Genomic DNA, 21,846 nt, shown 5'->3' on the forward strand with positions numbered 1-21,846 from the left:
GATCAGAAGTTAGATCCGAACCCGAAACCCGATGTATCGTAATCGTCGAACGAACCGTACCCGTAGAAATCATCAAACGATTCCATACCGGAGCCCATGAACGAGTTGAGCTGTTCGTATTCGGAACGTGCTTCCGCAGTTGGCTCAACACGAAGCTGGCGTAGCGACTCAAGGCCGGTACCAGCTGGGATGAGCTTACCGAGGATAACATTTTCCTTCAGGCCCGCAAGTGGATCGGACTTAGAGTTCAACGCCGCTTCTGTCAGAACCTTGGTTGTCTCCTGGAACGATGCCGCAGACAGCCACGAATCCGTTGCCAACGATGCCTTAGTGATACCCATCAGCTCTGGACGGCCAGATGCTGGACGGCCGCCTTCAGCCAAAACTGCACGGTTTGCAGATTCAAACACCGAAACATCCACAAGTTCACCAGGCAACAAGCGAGTATCGCCCGAATCCAAAACCGTGACCCGGCGGAGCATCTGACGCACGATAACTTCAATATGCTTATCGTGAATCTCAACACCCTGCGAACGGTAAACGTGCTGAACTTCAGAAACCAAGTGCAACTGCGTGGTACGGCGGCCCGAGATACGAAGAACCTTCTTAGGATCGATCAGGCCTTCAACCAGCTGCTGGCCGACTGTCACGTGCGAACCTTCTGGAACCAAAAGCTTGGCACGCTTGCCCACCAAGTAAACTAGATCCTCATCGCCGTCATCACGCTTGATGATCAGGCGGCGGGAACGTTCGAGATCTTCGATCTCCAGCTTACCGGCTGCCTCAACGAGCGGAGCCTCACCCTTAGGCGTACGTGCTTCGAACAGTTCCTGAACACGCGGCAGACCCTGGGTAATATCTTCTGCCGATGCCGCACCACCAGTGTGGAACGTACGCATCGTCAGCTGAGTACCCGGTTCACCAATGGACTGTGCTGACACGATACCAACCGCTTCGCCGATGTCAACGAGCTTGCCCGTTGCCAACGAACGGCCATAACACATCGCACAGGTACCAACGCGGGAATTACAGGTAAGAACGGAACGAACCGAAATCTGTTTAATGCCAGCAGCAAGAAGCTTCTCAAGCGCAACATCACCCATATCGGTGCCCGCTTCAACAAGAATGTTGCCATCGGCGTCGGCAACATCCTTCGCCAAAGTACGAGCGTAAACCGAGGTATCCAATTCTTCGTTCGGAAGAACCTTACCAGACTCCCACTGGGCTGCGGAAACTTCCTTCTCTGTTACGGTGGTTGGAACGCCATCAACGAGCACCTCACGGAGTTCATTGCCTTCCTTATCCACTGCAACAATGAACTTGGACAAGCCGCGCGACGTACCACAATCGTGTTCGCGAACGATCACGTCCTGTGCAACGTCAACCAGACGACGCGTCAAATAACCAGATTCTGCCGTACGCAACGCCGTATCAGCAAGACCCTTACGAGCACCGTGGGTTGCCGTGAAGTATTCCAGAGCGGACAGGCCTTCACGGTAGTTCGACGTGATCGGGCGAGGAATAATTTCACCCTTTGGATCAGCCACGAGACCACGCATACCAGCAACCTGGCGAATCTGCATCCAGTTACCACGAGCACCCGAGGTAACCATGATGTTCACGTTGTTCCAGTCATCGAAGTTCTTACGCATTTCTTCTGCGACTTCGTCAGTAACTTCAGTCCAGAGAGCAACCAGATCCTTACGGCGATCTTCGTCACGGATGTTACCTTCTTGGAAGTCCTGTTCGATCTTCGCAGCGCGCTTTTCAGCAGCCGCAAGGATATCCTTCTTGGTTTCTGGCGGAATAACGTCCGAAACCGCAATAGTCACACCGGAACGTCCGCCCCAGTAGAAACCGGTTTCCTTCAGGGCGTCAAGCGAGGCGCCGACGTCGACCTTCGGGTAACGCTCAGCAAGTTCGTTAATAACCGTGCCAAGAACCTTCTTGCCCACAACCTTGTTGATGAACGGGAAGGTGGTTGGGAGGGCTTCGTTGAAGATCGCACGGCCCAGGGTTGTCTTGAGGATGATCGAATCGCCTTCCTCGTAACCTTCTGGAGCTTCCCACTCACGTGGCGGGACGATATCGTTCGCTGGGAAGCGGAGGTTAATCATGGAGTTAAGATCCAACTGGCCCAAATCGAACGCCATCTGCGCTTCAGCAACCGATGAGAAGTAACGGCCTTCGCCATCGCCACCATCACGAACAACGGTCAAGTGGTACAGACCGATAATCATATCCTGTGCCGGAACAGTCACTGGGCGGCCGTCCGATGGCTTGAGGATGTTGTTTGCCGAAAGCATGAGGATACGTGCTTCTGCCTGTGCTTCAACCGATAGTGGCAGATGGACTGCCATCTGATCGCCGTCGAAGTCAGCGTTGAACGCGGAACACACGAGTGGGTGGAGGCGGATTGCCTTACCTTCGATGAGCTGTGGTTCGAACGCCTGAATACCGAGGCGGTGGAGGGTTGGTGCACGGTTGAGCAGAACTGGATGTTCACGAATGACCTCTTCGAGAACGTCGAAGACCTCATCGCGCTGACGTTCGATCAGACGCTTTGCAGCCTTGATGTTCTTGGCGAGTTCAAGATCCACCAAACGCTTCTGCACGAATGGCTTGAAGAGTTCCAGAGCCATGGTCTTTGGAAGACCACACTGGTGCAGCTTCAGAGTTGGGCCGACGACGATAACGGAACGACCCGAGTAGTCAACACGCTTACCGAGCAAGTTCTGACGGAAACGACCCTGCTTACCCTTGAGCATGTCAGAGATCGACTTCAGCGGACGGTTGCCGGCGCCCTGAACTGGGCGGCCACGGCGGCCGTTATCGAACAGCGCGTCAACAGCTTCCTGAAGCATACGCTTTTCGTTGTTCACCATGATCTCAGGCGCGTTGAGATCGATCATGCGCTGGAGGCGGTTGTTACGGTTGATAACGCGGCGGTAGAGATCGTTCAAATCGGAGGTAGCGAAACGGCCACCATCGAGCTGAACCATTGGGCGTAGATCCGGTGGGATCACTGGAAGCGCGTCCAACACCATTGCTTCTGGCGCGGTGCCAGAATGCAGGAATGCGTTCACAACCTTGATGCGCTTGAGGGCGCGAGTCTTACGCTGGGCGGTGCCGGTTTCGATCTGTTCAACAAGAGCTTCGTGCTCTGCTTCCAAATCGAACGACTTCAGGCGGCGCTGAATTGCTTCCGCACCACGGAAAGCCTGGAAGTAATCGCCCCAGCGAAGAACCATTTCACGGTATGCATCTTCGTCACCTTCAAGATCGCCAACCTTGAGCTTGGTGAACTTATCCCAGACCTCTTCGAGGCGGGCGATGTCGTCTTCATATTCACGGCGAACACGGCGTGCTTCGCTTTCTGCGTTGCGCTTGATCTTAGCGCGGGCAGCAGCGTCTTGACCGTTCTTCTCTGCTTCTGCAAGAGCGGCTTCTTCAGCCTTCAAACGCTTCTCAACAGCAGCATCGCATTCCTTCTGAAGGTTGGCGCGCTCCATCTCGTATTCAGCCGTGAGGGCTGGGAGATCGTTGTGGCGGCGCTCTGCATCAACATCGGTCACCATGTAGGCGGCGAAGTAGATGACCTTTTCCAGATCCTTTGGAGCAATATCAAGCAGGTAGCCAAGGCGTGATGGAACACCCTTGAAATACCAAATGTGGGTGACAGGCGCAGCAAGTTCAATGTGCCCCATACGTTCGCGGCGCACCTTGGAACGGGTGACTTCAACACCACAACGTTCACAAACGATGCCCTTGTAGCGTGGGCGCTTGTACTTACCACATGCACATTCCCAGTCACGGGTTGGGCCGAAGATCTGTTCACCAAACAGACCGTCTTTTTCCGGCTTCAATGTGCGGTAGTTAATGGTTTCCGGCTTGGTGACGGTGCCGTGGCTCCACTTGCGCACATCTTCCGACGTGGCCAGCGAAATGTGGAGCTGATCAAAAAGATTGACGTCGAGCAAGGTTCCTACTTCCTCAATTTAGTACGCCGATTTTTGGGCATTTCGCGAGGTGAGCAGCAGGCGCGAAAAGCTGCTCACCTCGCGTGACAATTTAGAGTTCCGAACCGGTCTGGAGATCTTCCAAACCAGTGGTGATGCCAGCGCTCTGTGGAGCACGGAAGGCGTCGTCGTCGGAATCTTGCAAGTTAATCGGGTTGCCGGCAGCATCAAGAGCTTCGACGTTCAAGCACAGCGAACGCATTTCTTGAACGAGAACCTTGAAGGACTCAGGAATGCCTGGCTCTGGGACGTTGTCACCCTTAACGATCGCTTCGTAAACCTTGACACGGCCGACTGTATCATCGGACTTGATAGTCAACATTTCCTGAAGCGTGTGGGATGCGCCGTAGGCTTCGAGAGCCCACACTTCCATTTCGCCGAAGCGCTGGCCACCGAACTGTGCCTTACCACCCAATGGCTGCTGAGTAACCATCGAGTATGGGCCGGTGGACCGGGCGTGGATCTTGTCATCAACCAAGTGGTGGAGCTTGAGCATGTACATGTAGCCCACGGAAACTGGTTCTGGGAACGGATCGCCGGTGCGGCCGTCGAACAACTGAGCCTTACCGGACGCGCCGATCAGACGATCGCCGTCACGGTTCACAGTGGTGTTCTCAAGCAAACCGCGCAGTTCGTTGGACTCAACGCCGTCGAATACCGGCGTGGCAACGCGGCCCTGGGCCTTACCAACAACAGCGTTCTCTGGAAGGCGGACTGCCCATTCTTCACCAGCTTCACGAGCAGTGGTAGCGTCCCAGCCCTGGGAGGCAACCCAACCGAGGTGGAGTTCGAAGACCTGACCCAAGTTCATACGGGAAGGCACGCCGAGCGGGTTGAGCACGATGTCAACTGGAGTACCGTCCGCCATGAATGGCATGTCCTCGAGTGGAAGAATACGGGAGATAACACCCTTGTTTCCGTGGCGGCCTGCCATCTTGTCACCAATGGTGATCTTGCGGCGCTGAGCGATGTGAACGCGAACGGTCTGGCGGACGTCGGCTGCCAGTTCGTCATGGTTTTCGGACGAGAATTCCTTAACACCGATAACGATTCCGGATTCACCGTGTGGAACGCGCAGGGAGGTATCGCGAACTTCCTTGGCCTTTTCACCGAAGATAGCGCGCAAGAGGCGTTCTTCGGAGGTCAGTTCGGTTTCGCCCTTTGGCGTGATCTTACCAACGAGGATATCGCCTGCAGAAACCTCAGCACCGATGCGGATGATGCCGCGATCGTCGAGGTGAGCGAGCATATCTTCACCAACGTTTGGAATGTCACGGGTGATTTCTTCTGGGCCGAGCTTCGTATCGCGGGCATCGACTTCGTGTTCTTCGATGTGGATCGACGTCAGAAGATCTTCGGACTGGCAACGCTGCGAAAGGATAATAGCATCTTCGTAGTTGTAGCCGTTCCATGCCATGAACGCAACAAGAAGGTTCTGGCCGAGAGCGAGTTCGCCGCCGTCGGTTGCAGGACCGTCTGCAATCAGGGAGCCTTTTTCGACGCGGTCGCCTTCAGAAACGCGCACAATCTGGTTGGTGCAGTTTCCTGGGTTGGAGCGTTCGAACTTGAGGAGCTTGTAGACGCGGTGGGTGCCGTTGTCTTCTTCCACGTGAACGATGTCAGCAGAAACTTCCGTAACAACACCTGGAGCCTTGGCAACAATGACTTCGCCGGCGTCAACTGCTGCGCGCGATTCGATACCAGTTCCAACGTATGGAGCAACTGGACGGATCAGTGGCACAGCCTGGCGCTGCATGTTCGCACCCATGAGTGCTCGGTTAGCATCGTCGTGTTCGAGGAACGGAATAGCTGCCGTACCAACGGACACCATCTGGCGTGCCGAAACGTCCATGTAGCCAACTTCGTCAGCTGGAACAAGCGCCGGTTCGCCGCCTGGGAGGCGGACGAGGACTTCGTCGTCAACAAAGTGGCCGTTGTCGTCCAGCGACGCCGAAGCCTGCGCAACGTTGTACCGATCTTCGTCAGCGGCGTCGAGGTAATCGATCTGATCGGTAACGCGGCCGTCCACAACCTTGCGGTATGGCGTTTCGATGAAGCCGTAGGCATTCACGCGACCATAGGTTGCCAACGAACCGATAAGACCAATGTTCGGGCCTTCTGGGGTTTCGATTGGACACATACGGCCGTAGTGGGATGGGTGGACGTCTCGCACTTCCATGGATGCACGATCACGGGAAAGACCACCTGGGCCAAGTGCCGACAGACGGCGCTTGTGGGTTAGACCTGCGAGCGGGTTGTTTTGATCCATGAACTGCGAAAGCTGGGAGGTTCCGAAGAACTCCTTGATCGCTGCCACGATTGGACGGATATTGATCAACGACGACGGCGTGATCGCTTCCGCTTCCTGGGTGGTCATACGTTCGCGAACCATACGATCGAGGCGAGCCAAACCAGTACGAACCTGGTTTTGGATAAGTTCGCCGACTGCGCGGATACGACGGTTACCGAAGTGATCGATATCGTCGGTTTCGACTGGGACTTCCCTGCCGCCTTCAACGGTAGCAATCGTGGTTTCGTTAGCGTGCAAAGCCAAGAGGTAGCGCAACGTTGCGGTGACATCCTGGAGCTGCAGCTGACGCTTGTCCATTTCGATCTCAGTGCCGAGCTTCTTGTTAATCTTGTACCGGCCAACCTTCGCCATATCGTAACGCTTAGGGTTGTGGTAGAAGTTGTTGATCAGCGCACGGCCAGCTTCGGCTGTTGGTGGTTCGCCTGGGCGTAGCTTGCGGTAGAGATCCTGTAGCGCATCTTCCTGAGTCTTGACTGTATCCTTATCCAAGGTGTCGAGGAGAATCGGGAAGTCCTTGAATTCTTCACGAATCTCGGCTTCTGACATACCCAGAGCCTTGAGGAAGACAGTTGCTGACTGCTTACGCTTACGATCGACGCGGACGCCAACGGTATCGCGCTTGTCGATTTCAAACTCCAGCCATGCGCCACGGGATGGGATGACTTTGGTGGAGTAAATGTATTTATCGGAGGTCTTATCTGCCATGCGTTCGAAGTAAACGCCTGGGGAACGGACCAGCTGGGAAACGACGACGCGCTCTGTACCGTTGATGATAAAGGTGCCCTGAGGGGTCATCAACGGGAAGTCGCCAATAAAGGTGGTTTGAGATTTAATTTCACCGGTTTCGTAGTTTTGGAACTCTGCGGTGACGTAGAGAGCTGCGGAGTAGGTAAGATCCTTCTCCTTGCACTCTGCCATGGAAGCCTTTTCTTCTTCGAGGTGTGGCTGGGACAGGACAAGGCCCATCGTGCCAGCAGTGTTCTCGATTGGGGAGACTTCATCAAAAATTTCTTCAAGGCCAGACTTTTCGCCTTCTGCAGCGCTTTCGCGCCATTCGTCAGAGCCGATGAGCCAGCCGTAGCTGGAGGTCTGTAGGCCGAGGAGGTCTGGGACTGACAGCGGTTCGTGAATCTTTGCGAACGATACGCGGTCAGAAACTAGTTTGCCATTCACAACTGTGGGCGTAGGGGTGCTATGCGCAGCCAAAGGTGATCCTTCCCTGGGTTCTGGTAAGGGATATGCGCGATTCGCCTATCAACAACCATTCATTTTGCCCGATTTATCGGTAAAATGCGCTATTTTCAAGGAAAAATGGTAGCCAAAAGGCAAGCCACGCAAGTTTCTAATCTACCTTTAGGATGCAAGAAAGTCTACCCCTAGCCAGTGTGGAAGGGGTCACGACTCCTATAAACATTCTGAGATCCTCGAATCACTGAGCGGCTGTCGTGCTACACGCAGGTTCCTCGATCATCATCATGCATCCGTCGAAAACATCGACGCGAAAACTCTCCCATACTTTGCCAGCTTTAGCAAGTTCGACGTACCATGCTCCCCTATTTTCTGTTCTAGTTTAAGGAAAGTATGGAGAGAAAATAGAGAGATCCCCCAAACGAAAACGTTTGGGGGATCGTCTCAACCGCTGGTGATTAACCAACAAGTTTTAGATGTGATTGCGGCGTCAAACCGCATGAATCACTTAAGGGTGACGGTTGCGCCAGCACCTTCGAGCTGTTCCTTAGCCTTCTCAGCGGTTTCCTTGTTAACGCCTTCGAGAACTGGCTTTGGTGCACCATCAACGAGGTCCTTAGCTTCCTTCAGACCGAGGGAGGTAAGGGCGCGCACCTCCTTGATAACGCCGATCTTCTTGTCGCCAGCAGATTCGAGAATGACGTCAAATTCGTCCTTCTCTTCTTCAGCTTCAGCAGCGCCTGCAGCTGGAGCAGCCGCAGCAACAGCAACTGGGGCAGCTGCTTCGACGTCGAATTCCTCTTCGAACTTCTTGACGAAGTCGTTGAGCTCAACAAGGGTGAGCTCCTTGAAAGCTTCGATGAGCTCTTCAGCGGTGAGCTTAGCCATGATTGGCCTACCTTCCTTTGCCTACGTTTGAGGCAGTTTAATTGATGAGTTATGCCGCTACTATCAGGCAGCAGCTTCTTCCTGCTTCGCACGTAGTGCGTCGACAGTGCGTACCAACTTGGTAGCTGGTGCGGTGAATACGTATGCAGCCTTGTGCAGCGAAGCCTTGAGAGCTCCAGCGGCCTTGGCCAGCAGGACCTCGCGGGATTCGAGATCGGCGAGCTTCTGAACATCTTCAGCAGCAAGAACGTTACCTTCGAGAACACCAGACTTGATGATCAAGGCCGGGTTATCCTTTGCGAAGTTCTTTACTGCCTTAGCTGCGGAAGCGATGTCACCGGTGACGAATGCCAGTGCAGTCGGGCCAGCAAGGGCATCATCGAGACCTTCGATGCCAGCTTCCTTAGCCGCGATGCGAGCGAGGGTGTTCTTAGCAACCACGTAAGTCGCTTCCTGACCCATCGCACGACGAAGAGTCTTCATCTGTGCAACAGTCAGTCCACGGTACTCGGTTACGAGAACGGCCGAAGAACCCGAGAATAGCTCCTTGAGCTCTGCGATCGCTGCAGACTTGTCGGTCCGTGCCATGGGACCTCCTTCCGATTGAATGCCGCAGTCGGATGCTCAACATCGCGAAACCCTTTAGATACTAAAAATCCTCATGCGCAGGCATGAGGACATGGGCAGATTAAACTGCTGTCTATTCGTACCTACGCGGGCTTCGCCGTGCGAACTTCGTCCCGATAACTTCGGGCGACCTGCGGTCTTGGGCATTAAGTAGACTACGTTGATTCATCAACGTGCGCAAGAGTTGGGCGCGTTCAGTGACACGCCCAACAAAGAACTCCCCCTAGACCATACGCTTGAGTTCGCCTTCAATCCGATGAACGAGCATATCGAGAGCCACCAGATTATGGCCTCCTTCAGGCACGATAAGATCAGCGCGGCGTTTAGATGGTTCTACATAGAGTTCGTGCATCGGTTTTACTGTGGCGAGGTACTGTGCTTCTACCGATTCAAGTGACCGGCCGCGTTCTACCACGTCACGTTTAATACGGCGCAAGATACGCACATCGGCATCGGTATCCACGAAAATCTTCACATCACACAGTTCACACAAACGTGGTTCAGCAAAAAGCAAGATACCTTCCAGTAAAAGCACTGGAGCCGGTTCGATATGCTGAGTGTGTTCTGCACGATTATGGTTGGCATAATCGTAGACTGGAGCTTCGATTGATTCGCCACCAATAAGCTTGTGCATGTGTTCAACAAGAAGGTCATTATCGAATGATTCTGGGTGATCGTAGTTGAGCTTGCAACGTTCATCGAAACTCAGTTCGTGGTGTGCTTTGTAGTAGGAATCGTGAAAGATAACCGAGGCATTCGGCGCGAAGCGTGATTCGATTGCACGCGTGAGCGTAGTTTTTCCACTACCTGTACCACCAGCAATACCAATGACAAGCGATTTCCCCACGTTCTTATCCCTTTCAGTTGAGTTTCTACACACATAGTACCGTGAAAATGAGGGAAGACAGAACGCTACAAGTCCTGTCCCCTGCGCCATAATCGCGGGAGATAGCACAGGAGTGCTCTGTATGACACTCCTGTGCTGTATGCCGCCGATCGGGCACCAAATCACGTGGCATCCGGGTGAATCAAGCGCATGTGGGCGACAACCTGCCGGCAATCAGGCGCCAGCCTAGTAGTAGCCTGGCGCCAGCCAGCACCCTTTCCACACAAAAGCCGTAGGTGCGGAAGCAACAAACTTCCGCACCTACGGCTTAACGTATGACGTTATGCGTTTTCCTAGATCTACCGATCTCAGGCTTCCTTGGTGGACTTGGTAGCATCAACGCGGATGCCTGGGCCCATCGTGGTGGAAACAGTAGCCTTGAGGAGGTAACGACCCTTCGAGGATGCTGGCTTGAGACGCATGATCTCTTCGTGTGCAGCAGTGAAGTTCTCGAGGAGCTGTTCCTTGGTGAAGGAGGTGTTACCAACGATGAAAGCGAGGTTGCCGTGCTTGTCCACACGGAACTCGATACGGCCACCTTTGATGTCATTAACAGCCTTGGCGGTATCCATGGTCACGGTGCCAGTCTTTGGGTTTGGCATGAGACCACGTGGGCCAAGGACGCGGCCCAAACGGCCAACCTTGCCCATGAGATCTGGGGTTGCAACAGCTGCATCGAAGTCGGTCCAGCCACCTGCGACCTTTTCGATGAGCTCGTCGCCGCCGACTTCGTCAGCGCCAGCTTCAATAGCTGCCTGAGCCTTGTCACCAACGGCGAAGACGATAACGCGAGCCGTCTTACCAGTGCCGTGTGGGAGGTTAACCGTGCCACGAACCATCTGATCAGCCTTACGCGGATCAACACCGAGGCGGTACATAACCTCAACGGTGGATGGGAACTTGGTAACGGACGTCTTCTGTGCAAGCTCGATTGCTTCAGCTGGGGTGTAGATTTCGCCAGCCTGAATGAGCTCAGCAGCCTTACGGTAATTCTTTGAGCGCTTTGCCATTTCTGCTTTTCTCCTTGTCAGCAGTTGTGGGGAGCGAGCCCGCTCGGGGCTCTACCACGATGCCACGAATGGCATCATTTGCTCGGGATGAGCGGTTGAGATCCTCAGATCTCGTCGGTGGTTACGCCCATCGAACGAGCGGTGCCTGCAATGATGCGAGCAGCGTTCTCGATGTCGTTGGCGTTCAGGTCTGGTTCCTTGGTCTTTGCAATCTCGCGCAGCTGATCTGCAGTGAGGTGAGCGACTTTGTTGGTGTGCGGCACACCCGAACCCTTCTTAATGCCAGCAGCCTTCTTGATGAGTTCTGCAGCAGGTGGGGTCTTGGTGATAAAGGTGAACGAACGATCTTCGTAAACCGTGATCTCAACTGGGATGATGTTTCCGCGCATGGATTCAGTTGCAGCATTGTATGCCTTGGTGAATTCCACGATGTTAACGCCGTGCTGACCCAGTGCTGGGCCGATCGGCGGAGCCGGGGTGGCCATTCCAGCTTGAATCTGGAGCTTGATCAGACCGGCAACCTTCTTCTTCGGTGGCATTTTGATCCTTCTTTTCTTTTCTTGTTACCGCCGCCTGGCAACGACGACGGGCGCCTTCGTTGGATTAAAAAGGGCACGTTTAACTGCGGAGATAGAGCAGTGAAACGTTGATCGGAATTTCGATCAGTCCATCTTCTTAACTTGCCCGAAGGACAAATCGACCGGGGTCTCCTGGCCGACAAGTGTCATGAGAACAGTCAACCTCTGGTTAACTGCATCAACCTGAGAAATTGTAGCTGGCATACCCATCCAAGGCTCAGTGGTGAGCGTCACGATTTCCCCAACGGAGTATTCAACTTCGAGGGTCACACCAACATTTCCCACCTTCTTACCAGCAGTTTCTACAGCAACAGCAGCTTCCTTCTCCACAATCGGAGTGAGCATTTGCACAACCTCATCAGGGGTTAAAGCTACTGGGGTGCGGCCGTTTCCAACGAAACCAGTCACACCGTTCGTGTCCTGAACGACTCGCCATGAATCGTCAGTCATCTTCATACGGATAAGTGCATAACCCGGAATACGGACACGTGAAACGAGCTTACGGGATCCCTTCTTCACTTCGAATACTTCCTCCATTGGAACTTCGATCTGGAAGATGTAATCTTCCATGTCCAATGAGTGCATACGTGTTTCAAGATCGTGCTTCACGCGCTTTTCGTAGCCTGCGTAGGTATGAAGAACGTACCAACGGCCCGGCAAGCCCTTGAGCTTTGCACGAACCATTTCTTCTGTGGGAGTGCCTTCTTCAGCAGCCGGAGCTTCAATCACGAGAGCCTCAGCTTCTTCAGCAACTTCCTCAGTAGATTCGCCTTCGTCGGCGTCAGCTTCTTCATTTTCGGCAACGTCTTCAGTGGTCTCATCTTCAAGGATGACGCCTTCTTCGACCATGCTTTCTTCTTCAGCAGGTACGACGACATCCGGCGCCTGCTGTGAAGCGGCGTCGGAAAAAACTGGTTGAGCGATTGTATTTTCGAGCTTTTCCTCAGACATATTTCCTGCTTTCAGACGACCTAAAATCTGGCGTTAACTGAAGATAAGAAGAACGAGCTGAGCGAAGATCAGATCGATCACTGCCACGAACGCCATAACAACCGCAACGAAAAATACGACTGTTAGAAACAGCTTCCACAACTCTGCGCGAGTTGGACGCTGGACTTTCTTCAGTTCCACGAATACCTCGCGGAAGAACTGAATGATACGCGCGAAGAAGCCTTGTGAATGCGACTCCGCTGGCTTATGACCATGATTGGACGCTGAAGCCTGGCTCACGTGTTTATCCTCTCGGTAAATGTGGAAAACGGCCCTTGTGGGCCGCCTTCTAGCAGGGCAGGAGGGACTCGAACCCACAACCGCCGGTTTTGGAGACCGGTGCGCTACCAATTGCGCCACTACCCTATATTGGAAACCTCTGTAACATTATGCCTTAAACAAGGACACTAATGCTAGCGAACGTTCCACAACTCCCCTTACTTTACTGCCCATTTTCTATTCGCACAATATTCTGCATGTAATTCACAACACATAGACATCTCATTTTACGGTTTTCACTGTGAGATCGCAGGTGACATCAACTCATTTCCGTGCCACCATAGGACGTATGACACATACATCTCCGCGATCTCGCGTTTCAGCACGTCTTGGGGCGCTCCAGCCCTCCGCAACTCTCGCAGTCGATGCCAAAGCAAAGGCATTGAAGGCTGCCGGCAAGCCAGTTATCGGCTTCGGCGCTGGAGAGCCCAATTTCCCAACCCCACAACACGTTGTAGATGCCGCCGTTGCAGCCGCTCAAGATCCTAAGAACCACAAGTACACCCCAGCATCTGGTCTCCCAGAACTGCGTGAGGCCATCGCCATGCGCGTCCAGGAAGATGCGGGAGTCACGATCGATCCAGCAAACATCATCGTCACCAATGGTGGCAAACAGGCCGTCTACCAGGCTTTTGCCTCGCTCGTGTCCGATGGCGACGAGGTAATCCTCCCTGCCCCATACTGGACCACCTATCCGGAAGCGATCCGGTTGTGCGGCGGACACGTCGTCGACGTCTTTGCCGGACCGGACCAAGACTACAAGGTGACCACCGAACAACTCGACGCGGCACTCACCGAGCGCACCAAGGTGCTCCTGCTCTGCTCGCCATCGAACCCAACCGGTTCCGTCTACACACCGGAAGAACTCCGCGCAATCGGCGAATGGGCACTAGCCAACGGCATCTGGATCGTGACCGATGAAATTTACGAAAAGCTTGTCTATGAAGGTGAGATGTCCTACCTACTAAAGGTTGTGCCAGAGCTCGCCGACCAGACCATCGTCGTCAACGGCGTTGCCAAGTCCTATGCCATGACTGGATGGCGCGTGGGTTGGATGTATGGCCCCTCCGACGTCATCAAGAAAGCAGCCAACTTCCAATCCCATGTTACGTCCAACGTCTCAAACGTCTCCCAGCGTGCCGCCATCGCCGCACTCACCGGCGATCAAAGCATACTCGCTCCAATGAAAGAAGCTTTTGATCGCCGTCGGCAGACGCTGGTCGCCATGCTTCGCGAGATTGATGGCTTTGTTGTCCCCCAGCCTACCGGTGCATTCTACGTCTTCCCCAACATCGAAGCGCTACTCGGTAAAGAAATCCGCGGCAAAGTCGCACAGACTTCGGCTGAACTTGCCGAACTTATTTTAGAAGAAGCCGAAGTAGCCGTCGTTCCCGGCGAAGCCTTCGGAGCGCCCGGTTACCTACGCTTCTCCTATGCGCTTGCCGACGACGACCTCGTTGCCGGTGCCTGTAGACTGCAAGAACTATTTGCGTAACGAGATACACATCTCGACGAAGAAAAGTTGCCGGGGGAGAACACATGCTCTCCCCCCGGCAACGTGTATATGGAATAGCTACTAGTAGCCTGGATAGACCAGGGCACTAAGTAATCGGAAAAGAATCACACCAGCCAAAATCAGTCCAGGGATCAACGTAAATATTCCAAGGTACAGCCCACCAGCAGATGGTAACGACTCTGGGTTAGCCTGGCGCTCCTTGCGCGAAACAATAATCGCACTGAGCGGCAAAATTACTGTGAAAAACAGCGGAACACTGAACAAAGCCAAGATAAAGCCGAAATAAAATTGTTGCGACTGGCGCATCGGAATCTTAGAAGATGTTATGACATTGTTCTCCACGGAACGCTCCTCCTACGAATAGCCGTGCGCACTGTTTGCCACGCGAGACATAAAACGGTTGATTGATTTCGCGTTTCATACTCCAGCGCCATGCGCAATTATACTGTGTCGGTCCTACCCACGTTTTCATAATGTTTCCATGAATATCTCGGTTCTGGAAATCAATGCGGTAGTTACTTATATTGGTTGCGCTTGTCCCCCTTCAATAACAGTTTCAGTGGAACCATCACTATCCGGGACTAGGGGAGTCGCCACTGCCCGTTACCTTGTTGACAGGTCCTGATTGGCGGGTGTTGATTGGGATTGTCGGCCAGCCGCCCTGGCATGGTGTCTTGCCCCTGTCTATCCAATGATCCGGGGGGTGTTGCCACCAGGGTCGGTTGCCAGCATGTGATCGCTGATTAGGGGCTCGGCACCAAGGATGGATGCCTGTCGTAACGTGGATGTGAGGCGTGCTGTCTAGGCTCGGCCGACTTATGGTGCAAACCGAGAGGACAACTGCCATGAGAACTGACCGACCAGACATTTTTCTAGGACTGGACGTCGGCAAGACCGACCACTGGGCCTGCGCACTAACCGATTCCGGGCAGGTGTTATGGAATAAGACCCTGCCCAACAACGAACAAAAACTCACTGATATCTACACGAATCTGTCAGCGAAAGGCTCTGTGCTGGTGGTCGTGGATCAGCCGGCAACAATCGGCGCTCTCGCCATCGCGGTCGCCCAACATATGGGCATCGAGGTCGCCTACCTGCCGGGGCTGACCATGCGCCGGATCGCTGACCTATACCCGGGCGAGGCGAAGACTGATGAAAAGGATGCGTTCATTATCGCTGACGCAGCCCGCAGCCTTCCCCACACCCTGCGCCAGCTCACCAAGACCGACCAGGACGAGGCAGGACTGGCGATGCTCACCGGTTTCGACCTTGACCTCTCACGGCAGGTCAATCAAGTCTCCAACCGGATCCGCGGGCTGTTCACCCAAATCCACCCTGAACTGGAAAGAGTTCTCGGACCACGCCTGGAACATGACGCGATCCTCGAAGTGCTCGCTACCTGGCCAACCCCGCAGGCTCTACGCAAAGCCGGGCGAGCCAGAATGGATGCGAAACTCAAAAAGCACGGAGCTCGCCGCCACGCTGCATGGACCGAGGATATTCTTACCGCGCTAGCGAAGCAGTCGGTGATAGTCACCGGCACCGAAGCCGCGGGCCTAGTCATCCCGCACCTGGCCCGCCAACTGGTGAGCCTGCACGCTCAACGCGCCAACGTCGCTTCAGAGGTAGAGAAGATCGTGGCCACCCACCCTCTTTACCTGGTCCTGAGATCCATGCCCGGCATCGGTCTCAGGACCGCTGCCGTGATCATCGCTGAACTTGCAGGGAAGACCTTCACCAGCTCAGCAGCCCTGGCCTCCTACGCTGGCCTGGCACCGACCACCCGTCAGTCCGGGTCATCGATCAAGTCTGAACGAGTCAGCCACTCAGGCAACAAACGCCTCAAACGCGCCCTGTTCCTGTCAGCTTTCGCCGTGATCCGCACCGACCCGGTCAGCCGCGCCTACTACGACCGCAAACGAGCCCAAGGCAAACGACACAACCAAGCCATCATCGCCCTCGCCCACCGCAGACTCACAGTCCTGTACGCCATGCTCCGAGACGGCACCCTCTACGACGTCCCCGACACCGCCCTGGCAGCTTGACACACAACATAGGGGCACCCCCCTGACATTAGACCTAACATAGTTGTTAAAGCAATCGCGGAAACCATGCGAATCCTTATTTAAACATTCCTCCTTTGGAATCCAAGTTTTCTATACGTCTTTCGATATTTACCTGAAATAACGTATGAAAGTATGCTACCAGCAAATTCATTAAAAAATGCGGTTTCTCACACTTATCATATAGGTAGATCTGGGCAGAAAGTTATCCGCTACCTTCACCTCAGCCACTTCTCAGCTACCTCTAAGCGAAACAGTGCCTCAGCCTGCCAGTTCTTCTTCCGCGAGCGCCGGGCGCCGGCAACCAATGACAGCACCACGCCAGCGGCAGACGCGCCCAGCGCCATCGGATCAACCCAGCGTGCCACGCACCCAGTCCAATCGGCCAGCAGCAGATCAACATGTTCATAGGTTTTCGGCGCCAGCCCTGGCAGCACAGACATGTGCCCCAGCAAGCAGGCCCAGTCATGTACCCGATGCCCTGGCCCTAAACTATCCACGTCCAGCACCCCAGAAACGCGCCCGGTTCCCGGGTCAACAAACACGTTAGCCTCATAAAAATCGCCGTGTGTAGGAACGATCGGCCCCAGATCGGCGCGCTCCAACGCGGCCCGTATCCGCCCGGCCAATCCGCGCGCCCGGTCGGCTTCTTCGGGCAACACACTGGCGGCGGCTTCAGCATAATGTTCACACCGCTCCACCCAGGCAGGCCGTGCAGGCAGCCCGATCGCCACCAATGGCAAACTATCCAGCACGCCAGCCAACGAATCAAGCACGCCCCGCGCCTGCTCCAGATTCCCCGGCACCACACTGGCATACACTTTACTCAGCGGTATCCCATCAAGCGCATTGGTCACCACGCACCCGCGATCGTCCCGCCGTTCGATCCGCGGCGCCGGCGTCCCAGCCCGCTCCAACATTCGCAACCGGGTAGCCACGCCATCCACATGTTCGGGCAGCATGACTTTGCCGAACCGCACAGCCCCGCTATCGTCAAAAATCTTTACAACGGCCCGCCGGGTTGGCCGATACGCCACCAGCTCCACGTCAACATCAAACCCGAGCCACTCCCCCAACAAAACCGGATCGCACGCCAGCTCCAAGGCAGGAAGTTGCGGATCAAAAGGATGCTCCCACACGTGCACGCGCACGTCCCGCCAGGTCACGGTGCGGCCGTCCACCTCAGCCAGCCGATCTTCGTCGATCCGCCCAGAGGACGCAACCACATACGTTTCGCGCCGCGCCACGGCGCCGCCGCTCCCGCGCGCCGCATCCAACACTACGCTGTACCCCACAGACACCCCAGCGCCTGGCCGGTGATGAATCGCATGCACGTTCCAGGATCGAACAACGCCCCGGTGTGCCAAGGCAACAGAGAGCATGTGTGCGGCGTCAGAGCCTGTAAGCAGAGCCAAAATGGTACGTTCGTGATCGGCGCGCTCGCGCCGGAGGGCGGTTTGGGAGACGGGAAAGGTCACGTAACCATTTATATGTGCAAGGCAGACGGAACTTCAAGCCGGATCCCCACCAACCCCGCCGAGTTTCACACAAGTCACGTTGAAAGGCCTCCTTTTCACTGGCAGACTTGGTTTATGCGAGACCTTAACGTCCTTCCCAAAGCCCATCTCCATCTTCATTTCACAGGTTCGATGCGTGTTTCTACGCTTGCCGATATGGCCCGTGAGCAGGGCCTTCGCTTGCCTGAGAATTTGACTGATAACGTTTCTTTGCATGTTCCTGCGGATCAGCGTGGCTGGTTCCGTTTCCAACGTGCGTATGATGCGGCCCGCAAGGTGGTGCGTAGCGAACCTGCAATGCGCCGGATTGTGCGGGAGGCTGCGGAGGACGACAAGCGTGAGGGTTCGCGCCGTTTGGAGATTCAGATTGATCCCACGTCGTATGCTCCGTTTGTTGGGGGTATCACGCCTGCGTTGGAGATCGTGTTGGATGAGGCTGCGTCTGTTTCGCGTAATATTGGTATTGAGGTGGGCGTTGTTGTGGCCGCTTCGCGTATTCGCCATCCGCTTGAGGCGCGTACGTTGGCTCGTTTGGCTGCGAAGCATGCGGGCGATGGGCCAGGTTGCGTGGTTGGTTTTGGGTTAAGTAACGATGAGCGGCGCGGTACTACATCGGAGTGGTCTGGGGCGTTTAATATTGCGCGGCGATCTGGGTTGGCTGCAGTTCCGCATGGTGGCGAATTGTTGGGTCCGGATCATGTGCGTGAAGTTGTGGCTCATTTGCGTCCGGCCCGTTTGGGGCATGGGGTGCGTGCCGCTGAGGATCCTGAGTTGCTGGCACGTATCGTTGACGCGGGGATTGCGTTTGAGGTGTGCCCCGCGTCAAACGTGTCGTTGGGCGTGTATGGCCATAAGCATGATGTTCCGTTGCGTACATTGCTCGACGCCGGTGCACAAGTTGCGCTTGGAGCCGACGATCCGTTGTTGTTCCTGTCGCGTTTGACTGACCAGTATCAGATCGCGCGAGATTTGGGGTGCGACGATTACGAGTTGGCGTTGCTTGCTCATTCTGCTATCAGCGCATCGTTGGCGTCTGCTGAATCCAAGAGTAGATGGCACGATGAGATCGATGCCTGGCTTGCTACTGAAGATGTTGATGACCATGAGGCTTAAACCGGATCGTTTTAATTATTTGGTGGATGATTCTGGGTTTCCAGAACCGCAGCGTTCGCTGGTGAAGGTGGGTGATTCGTTTGTGCGCGTTCACCGGATTGGTGCTCCGGCTCCTGGGCTGAATCGAATCGATACGGATGATCCTGGTGACGATCGAGTCACGTTCGTGCTGATCCACGGAATCGGGCTTTCGGCTACCTATCTTCTGCCGTTGGCAGATGAACTGTGTAAGTATGGCGAAGTGCTAATGGTGGATCTTCCTGGGTTTGGGGATCTTCCGGCGCCACCGCGTGCGATGACTCTGTGCGATTTCGCGGATGTGTTGTGTTCTGTTCTCGATCTAAACGGGATTTCGGATCCGATTTTGGTTGGGCATTCAATGGGGGCGCAGATCGCTGTGGAAATGATGGCGTCGTATCCACCGCGTTTCCGGCGTGCAGCTTTGATCGGCCCTCCGGTAAACATCAACGAACGTACGCCTGGCTGGGTGGTTGCTCGTTACTCACAATCGTCCATATGGGAGCGGCCATCATTGGTACGTGTTGCCTTGTGGTCTTATGTTCGTGCCGCGGCCGTGTGGATGGCTCAGATTATGCCACGCGTATTGGATTATCCGATTGAAGAACGCATAGCAGAGGTATCTCCTGACGCGAAATTTGTGTTCATACGCGGCGAACATGACCATCTGGTCCCGCCTGTGTGGCTTGATTTCTTAGCGCAGCGAGTCCCCGAAGCCGAGATTTTCACAATCCCTGGAGCCGCACACTCTACCCTCTACAACGACGATCGCAACGTGAGCACCCACGTCGTTACCCTACTGGAGGAGTGCGAACGATGAGCCTACACGACCGCCTGAACGACTACGCGTGGTTCGTGCGGTCGTCACTGGTTCGGCATCGATACCATCAGTCACCAGAAAGCCAGGCCACGATCGTCGTCGTCCCTGGAATCTACGAAGGAACTGCGCAACTCGAACCCGTCGTACGCACGCTCAGCAACGCCGGGTACGCGATCGTGCGGGTAAAAGAACTCGCGATGCTCACGCAAACCACGGATGTTCTGGCGCGAATCGTCGCCGACGCGGCAGAAAAAATCGATGGTCCCGTCATCCTCCTCGCACACTCGAAAGGCGGGCTCGTAGGGCGCGCCACAATCGCAGAATGCCGGCCACGAAACGTAATCGGAATGGTCACGATCGCAACCCCATGGCAAGGCTCCACGCTCGCACGCTACTTCCCACGAAAATCCGCGGTACGCAGGCTCGCGCCGGGCGGAACAGACATCGGAAGCGACGCAGAAACCGCGCTCAACTCCCGAATCTACTCACTCACCCCACACGTGGACCCGCACGTGCCCAACGGATCATACCTACCCGGAGCACACAACGTACGCCTCACAGCCTCAGGGCACTTCTACCCACTCGGCCGCAACGAAACCCACCGCTACGTCCTCACTGCGGTAGAACGGCTACTCGGACGCTCCTAATCGAGGCTCACACCCACAAACACCGGTTCCGGAACCAAGGTGACCCCAAAGGCGTTCCGAACCCCATCACGAACCTCGCAGGCCAACGCAACCACGTCAGACGCACGCGCGCCCCCACGGTTCGTCAACGCCAACGAATGATCCGTAGACAACGACGCAACGCCAGGCAAACCATGCCCCTTATCAAAACCAGCATGCGAAATCAGCCAAGCCGCAGACGACTTCACCAAACCCTCAACCACAGGAGCATCTCCCCCAATCTGGTTAATCGCCGTATGATCCGTTACCGGAAACTGAGGAGCCTCCGGCGGCAGATTCTTCGCCTGCTCGGCAGTCACAATCGGATTCGTAAAGAACGACCCCGCCGAATACGTATTCCGGTTCGCGTTATCCAACACCATCGACTTCGAGCGGCGCAAATCAAGCACCGCCTGGCGCACGTCCACCGCTGGCACACGATCCCCAACCGAAACACCGAGCGTTGACGCCAACTGACCATACTTAATCGGCGTGCCAAGCGTTGCCCGGCGCATGTGGAAATTCACCGACAGCACGATCCAGCGTGGTGTGGAGCCCCAGGCGCCCGAAGCCATCGAGGATTTGAGGAGCGAGTGGCGGTAGCCGAAATCAAGATCTGCGAGGAAAAGCGTGTGGATCTCGCGGCGCTGGCGGTCATAGACACGGACAGAGGCGATCGTTTCTGCCACTTCCTGGCCGTAGGCGCCAATGTTTTGAACCGGGGCAGCGCCGGCCGATCCTGGGATGCCCGACAGGGCCTCTAGGCCGATCCACTCTTGTTCGAGCGAATACACCACCACGTCATCCCATGGGGTGCCAGCCGTGACCGTCATTTGGCCACCGCCGCAGCCATCATCCATTATGGTAGTGATTTCGTGGCGCATATCCCTAATTACGATGCCATCAAAGTGATCATCGGAGGCCAAAATGTTGGAGCCGCCGCCGATCATGAGTACTGGGACGTTGTTTTCGTCTGCTTCACGGACTGCTTCGACGATCTCAGCTTCCGAATGGGCCTGGACAAGGCGTTCGAATGTTCCACCTATACCAAACGTGGTGATGTCACTGAGGGACGCCGGGGTGTCCAAAGCGCGCGATGAAGGAACTGCAGGTGGAACCGGCCCGTGGCCGATCATTTCGCCGATAGAGCACGTCATGGGATCCTCTTTCTCTTAACTCATACACACTATACTCACCCAGAACGTTCAAGGGCGAAGATGTGGATCTTTCTACGCCGGCTGGGGCTGCGCGTTGTTTGGCGGCACCGGTTGGGGCTGCGCGTTTTTGGCGGCCCCCGTCCCAAAAAGCGGCAGAGAGCTCAGGAGTCCCATATAGAGCACTGCTGTGCTGTATGCCGC

The 21,846-nt window shown here is 55.2% G+C and carries 17 protein-coding genes and 1 tRNA gene; 5 read left to right on the forward strand and 13 right to left on the reverse strand.

What is annotated here, in order from left to right:
* Nucleotides 1-2: 2 nt before the first annotated feature.
* From rpoC to ARCH_RS07040, 10 genes are all read right to left on the reverse strand, one after another.
* On the reverse strand, nt 3-3,980 hold the full coding sequence (gene rpoC / locus ARCH_RS06995) for a DNA-directed RNA polymerase subunit beta' (RefSeq protein ID WP_013170588.1): 3,978 nt from the start codon (nt 3,978-3,980) through the stop codon (nt 3-5).
* 91 nt (nt 3,981-4,071) lie between these two features.
* A complete protein-coding gene (gene rpoB, locus ARCH_RS07000; protein ID WP_013170589.1) occupies nt 4,072-7,536 on the reverse strand; it encodes a DNA-directed RNA polymerase subunit beta in 3,465 nt (1,154 codons plus the stop codon).
* A 486-nt stretch (nt 7,537-8,022) separates the two neighbouring features.
* Nucleotides 8,023-8,406: a 50S ribosomal protein L7/L12 gene (rplL, locus tag ARCH_RS07005; RefSeq protein ID WP_013170590.1), complete on the reverse strand. Its 384-nt coding sequence runs from the start codon at nt 8,404-8,406 to the stop codon at nt 8,023-8,025.
* Nucleotides 8,407-8,469: 63 nt separating this feature from the next.
* Complete coding sequence (rplJ, locus tag ARCH_RS07010) at nt 8,470-8,994, reverse strand: 50S ribosomal protein L10 (RefSeq protein ID WP_013170591.1); 525 nt, start codon at nt 8,992-8,994, stop codon at nt 8,470-8,472.
* Nucleotides 8,995-9,256: 262 nt separating this feature from the next.
* Nucleotides 9,257-9,880, reverse strand: coding sequence for a uridine kinase (gene udk, locus ARCH_RS07015; protein WP_013170592.1), 624 nt, complete (start codon nt 9,878-9,880; stop codon nt 9,257-9,259).
* Between the two features lie 347 nt (nt 9,881-10,227).
* Nucleotides 10,228-10,929, reverse strand: a complete 702-nt coding sequence (gene rplA, locus ARCH_RS07020) for a 50S ribosomal protein L1 (RefSeq protein WP_013170593.1) — start codon at nt 10,927-10,929, stop codon at nt 10,228-10,230.
* Between the two features lie 104 nt (nt 10,930-11,033).
* Nucleotides 11,034-11,468, reverse strand: coding sequence for a 50S ribosomal protein L11 (gene rplK, locus ARCH_RS07025; RefSeq protein ID WP_013170594.1), 435 nt, complete (start codon nt 11,466-11,468; stop codon nt 11,034-11,036).
* Nucleotides 11,469-11,591: 123 nt separating this feature from the next.
* Nucleotides 11,592-12,458 carry a transcription termination/antitermination protein NusG gene (gene nusG, locus ARCH_RS07030; RefSeq protein ID WP_013170595.1) on the reverse strand — a complete coding sequence of 289 codons (867 nt, stop codon included), beginning with the start codon at nt 12,456-12,458 and terminating at the stop codon, nt 11,592-11,594.
* A gap of 33 nt (nt 12,459-12,491) precedes the next feature.
* Entirely contained in the window at nt 12,492-12,737 is a 246-nt protein-coding gene (gene secE, locus ARCH_RS07035; RefSeq protein WP_013170596.1) for a preprotein translocase subunit SecE, read from the reverse strand.
* Nucleotides 12,738-12,790: 53 nt separating this feature from the next.
* Nucleotides 12,791-12,863, reverse strand: a tRNA-Trp gene (locus tag ARCH_RS07040).
* Nucleotides 12,864-13,065: 202 nt separating this feature from the next.
* Here ARCH_RS07040 and ARCH_RS07045 point away from each other — a divergent pair.
* On the forward strand, nt 13,066-14,271 hold the full coding sequence (locus ARCH_RS07045; RefSeq protein ID WP_013170597.1) for a pyridoxal phosphate-dependent aminotransferase: 1,206 nt from the start codon (nt 13,066-13,068) through the stop codon (nt 14,269-14,271).
* An 81-nt stretch (nt 14,272-14,352) separates the two neighbouring features.
* On the opposite strand, the gene ARCH_RS07050 is transcribed toward ARCH_RS07045, so the two are convergent.
* Entirely contained in the window at nt 14,353-14,634 is a 282-nt protein-coding gene (locus ARCH_RS07050) for a hypothetical protein (RefSeq protein ID WP_013170598.1), read from the reverse strand.
* A 503-nt stretch (nt 14,635-15,137) separates the two neighbouring features.
* Here ARCH_RS07050 and ARCH_RS07055 point away from each other — a divergent pair.
* Nucleotides 15,138-16,337: an IS110 family RNA-guided transposase gene (locus tag ARCH_RS07055; RefSeq protein WP_013169363.1), complete on the forward strand. Its 1,200-nt coding sequence runs from the start codon at nt 15,138-15,140 to the stop codon at nt 16,335-16,337.
* 236 nt (nt 16,338-16,573) lie between these two features.
* Here ARCH_RS07055 and ARCH_RS07060 read toward each other — a convergent pair whose 3' ends face one another.
* Complete coding sequence (locus ARCH_RS07060; protein WP_013170599.1) at nt 16,574-17,833, reverse strand: phosphotransferase family protein; 1,260 nt, start codon at nt 17,831-17,833, stop codon at nt 16,574-16,576.
* 114 nt (nt 17,834-17,947) lie between these two features.
* On the opposite strand from ARCH_RS07060, the gene ARCH_RS07065 reads away from it, so the two are divergent.
* Genes ARCH_RS07065 through ARCH_RS07075 form a run of 3 tightly spaced genes read left to right on the forward strand, consistent with a single transcriptional unit; the run spans nt 17,948 to nt 20,470 of the window.
* Nucleotides 17,948-18,985 (forward strand): adenosine deaminase, encoded by a 1,038-nt coding sequence (locus ARCH_RS07065; RefSeq protein ID WP_013170600.1) that lies wholly within the window; start codon nt 17,948-17,950, stop codon nt 18,983-18,985.
* Nucleotides 18,933-19,823: an alpha/beta fold hydrolase gene (locus ARCH_RS09410; RefSeq protein ID WP_013170601.1), complete on the forward strand. Its 891-nt coding sequence runs from the start codon at nt 18,933-18,935 to the stop codon at nt 19,821-19,823. The genes ARCH_RS07065 and ARCH_RS09410 overlap by 53 nt, the downstream gene beginning before the upstream one ends.
* Entirely contained in the window at nt 19,820-20,470 is a 651-nt protein-coding gene (locus tag ARCH_RS07075; protein ID WP_013170602.1) for an alpha/beta fold hydrolase, read from the forward strand. Before ARCH_RS09410 ends, ARCH_RS07075 begins: the two co-directional genes overlap by 4 nt.
* Here ARCH_RS07075 and ARCH_RS07080 read toward each other — a convergent pair.
* Nucleotides 20,467-21,645 carry a UDP-N-acetylmuramate dehydrogenase gene (locus tag ARCH_RS07080; RefSeq protein WP_013170603.1) on the reverse strand — a complete coding sequence of 393 codons (1,179 nt, stop codon included), beginning with the start codon at nt 21,643-21,645 and terminating at the stop codon, nt 20,467-20,469. The two genes, ARCH_RS07075 and ARCH_RS07080, sit on opposite strands and share 4 nt — an antisense overlap.
* Between the last annotated feature and the right edge of the window lie 201 nt (nt 21,646-21,846).

The sequence above is a fragment of the Arcanobacterium haemolyticum DSM 20595 genome (genome assembly GCF_000092365.1).
GTDB lineage: Bacteria > Actinomycetota > Actinomycetes > Actinomycetales > Actinomycetaceae > Arcanobacterium > Arcanobacterium haemolyticum.

Bases quoted from the DNA above. Each gene is read 5' to 3' on its own strand.
- rplL (WP_013170590.1), bottom strand. From the start codon at position 8,406: ATGGCTAAGCTCACCGCTGAAGAGCTCATCGAAGCTTTCAAGGAGCTC.
- rplJ (WP_013170591.1), bottom strand. From the start codon at position 8,994: ATGGCACGGACCGACAAGTCTGCAGCGATCGCAGAGCTCAAGGAGCTA.
- rplA (WP_013170593.1), bottom strand. From the start codon at position 10,929: ATGGCAAAGCGCTCAAAGAATTACCGTAAGGCTGCTGAGCTCATTCAG.
- rplK (WP_013170594.1), bottom strand. From the start codon at position 11,468: ATGCCACCGAAGAAGAAGGTTGCCGGTCTGATCAAGCTCCAGATTCAA.
- nusG (WP_013170595.1), bottom strand. From the start codon at position 12,458: ATGTCTGAGGAAAAGCTCGAAAATACAATCGCTCAACCAGTTTTTTCC.
- ARCH_RS07045 (WP_013170597.1), top strand. From the start codon at position 13,066: ATGACACATACATCTCCGCGATCTCGCGTTTCAGCACGTCTTGGGGCG.
- ARCH_RS07055 (WP_013169363.1), top strand. From the start codon at position 15,138: ATGAGAACTGACCGACCAGACATTTTTCTAGGACTGGACGTCGGCAAG.
- ARCH_RS07065 (WP_013170600.1), top strand. From the start codon at position 17,948: ATGCGAGACCTTAACGTCCTTCCCAAAGCCCATCTCCATCTTCATTTC.
- ARCH_RS09410 (WP_013170601.1), top strand. From the start codon at position 18,933: ATGAGATCGATGCCTGGCTTGCTACTGAAGATGTTGATGACCATGAGG.
- ARCH_RS07075 (WP_013170602.1), top strand. From the start codon at position 19,820: ATGAGCCTACACGACCGCCTGAACGACTACGCGTGGTTCGTGCGGTCG.
- ARCH_RS07080 (WP_013170603.1), bottom strand. From the start codon at position 21,645: ATGACGTGCTCTATCGGCGAAATGATCGGCCACGGGCCGGTTCCACCT.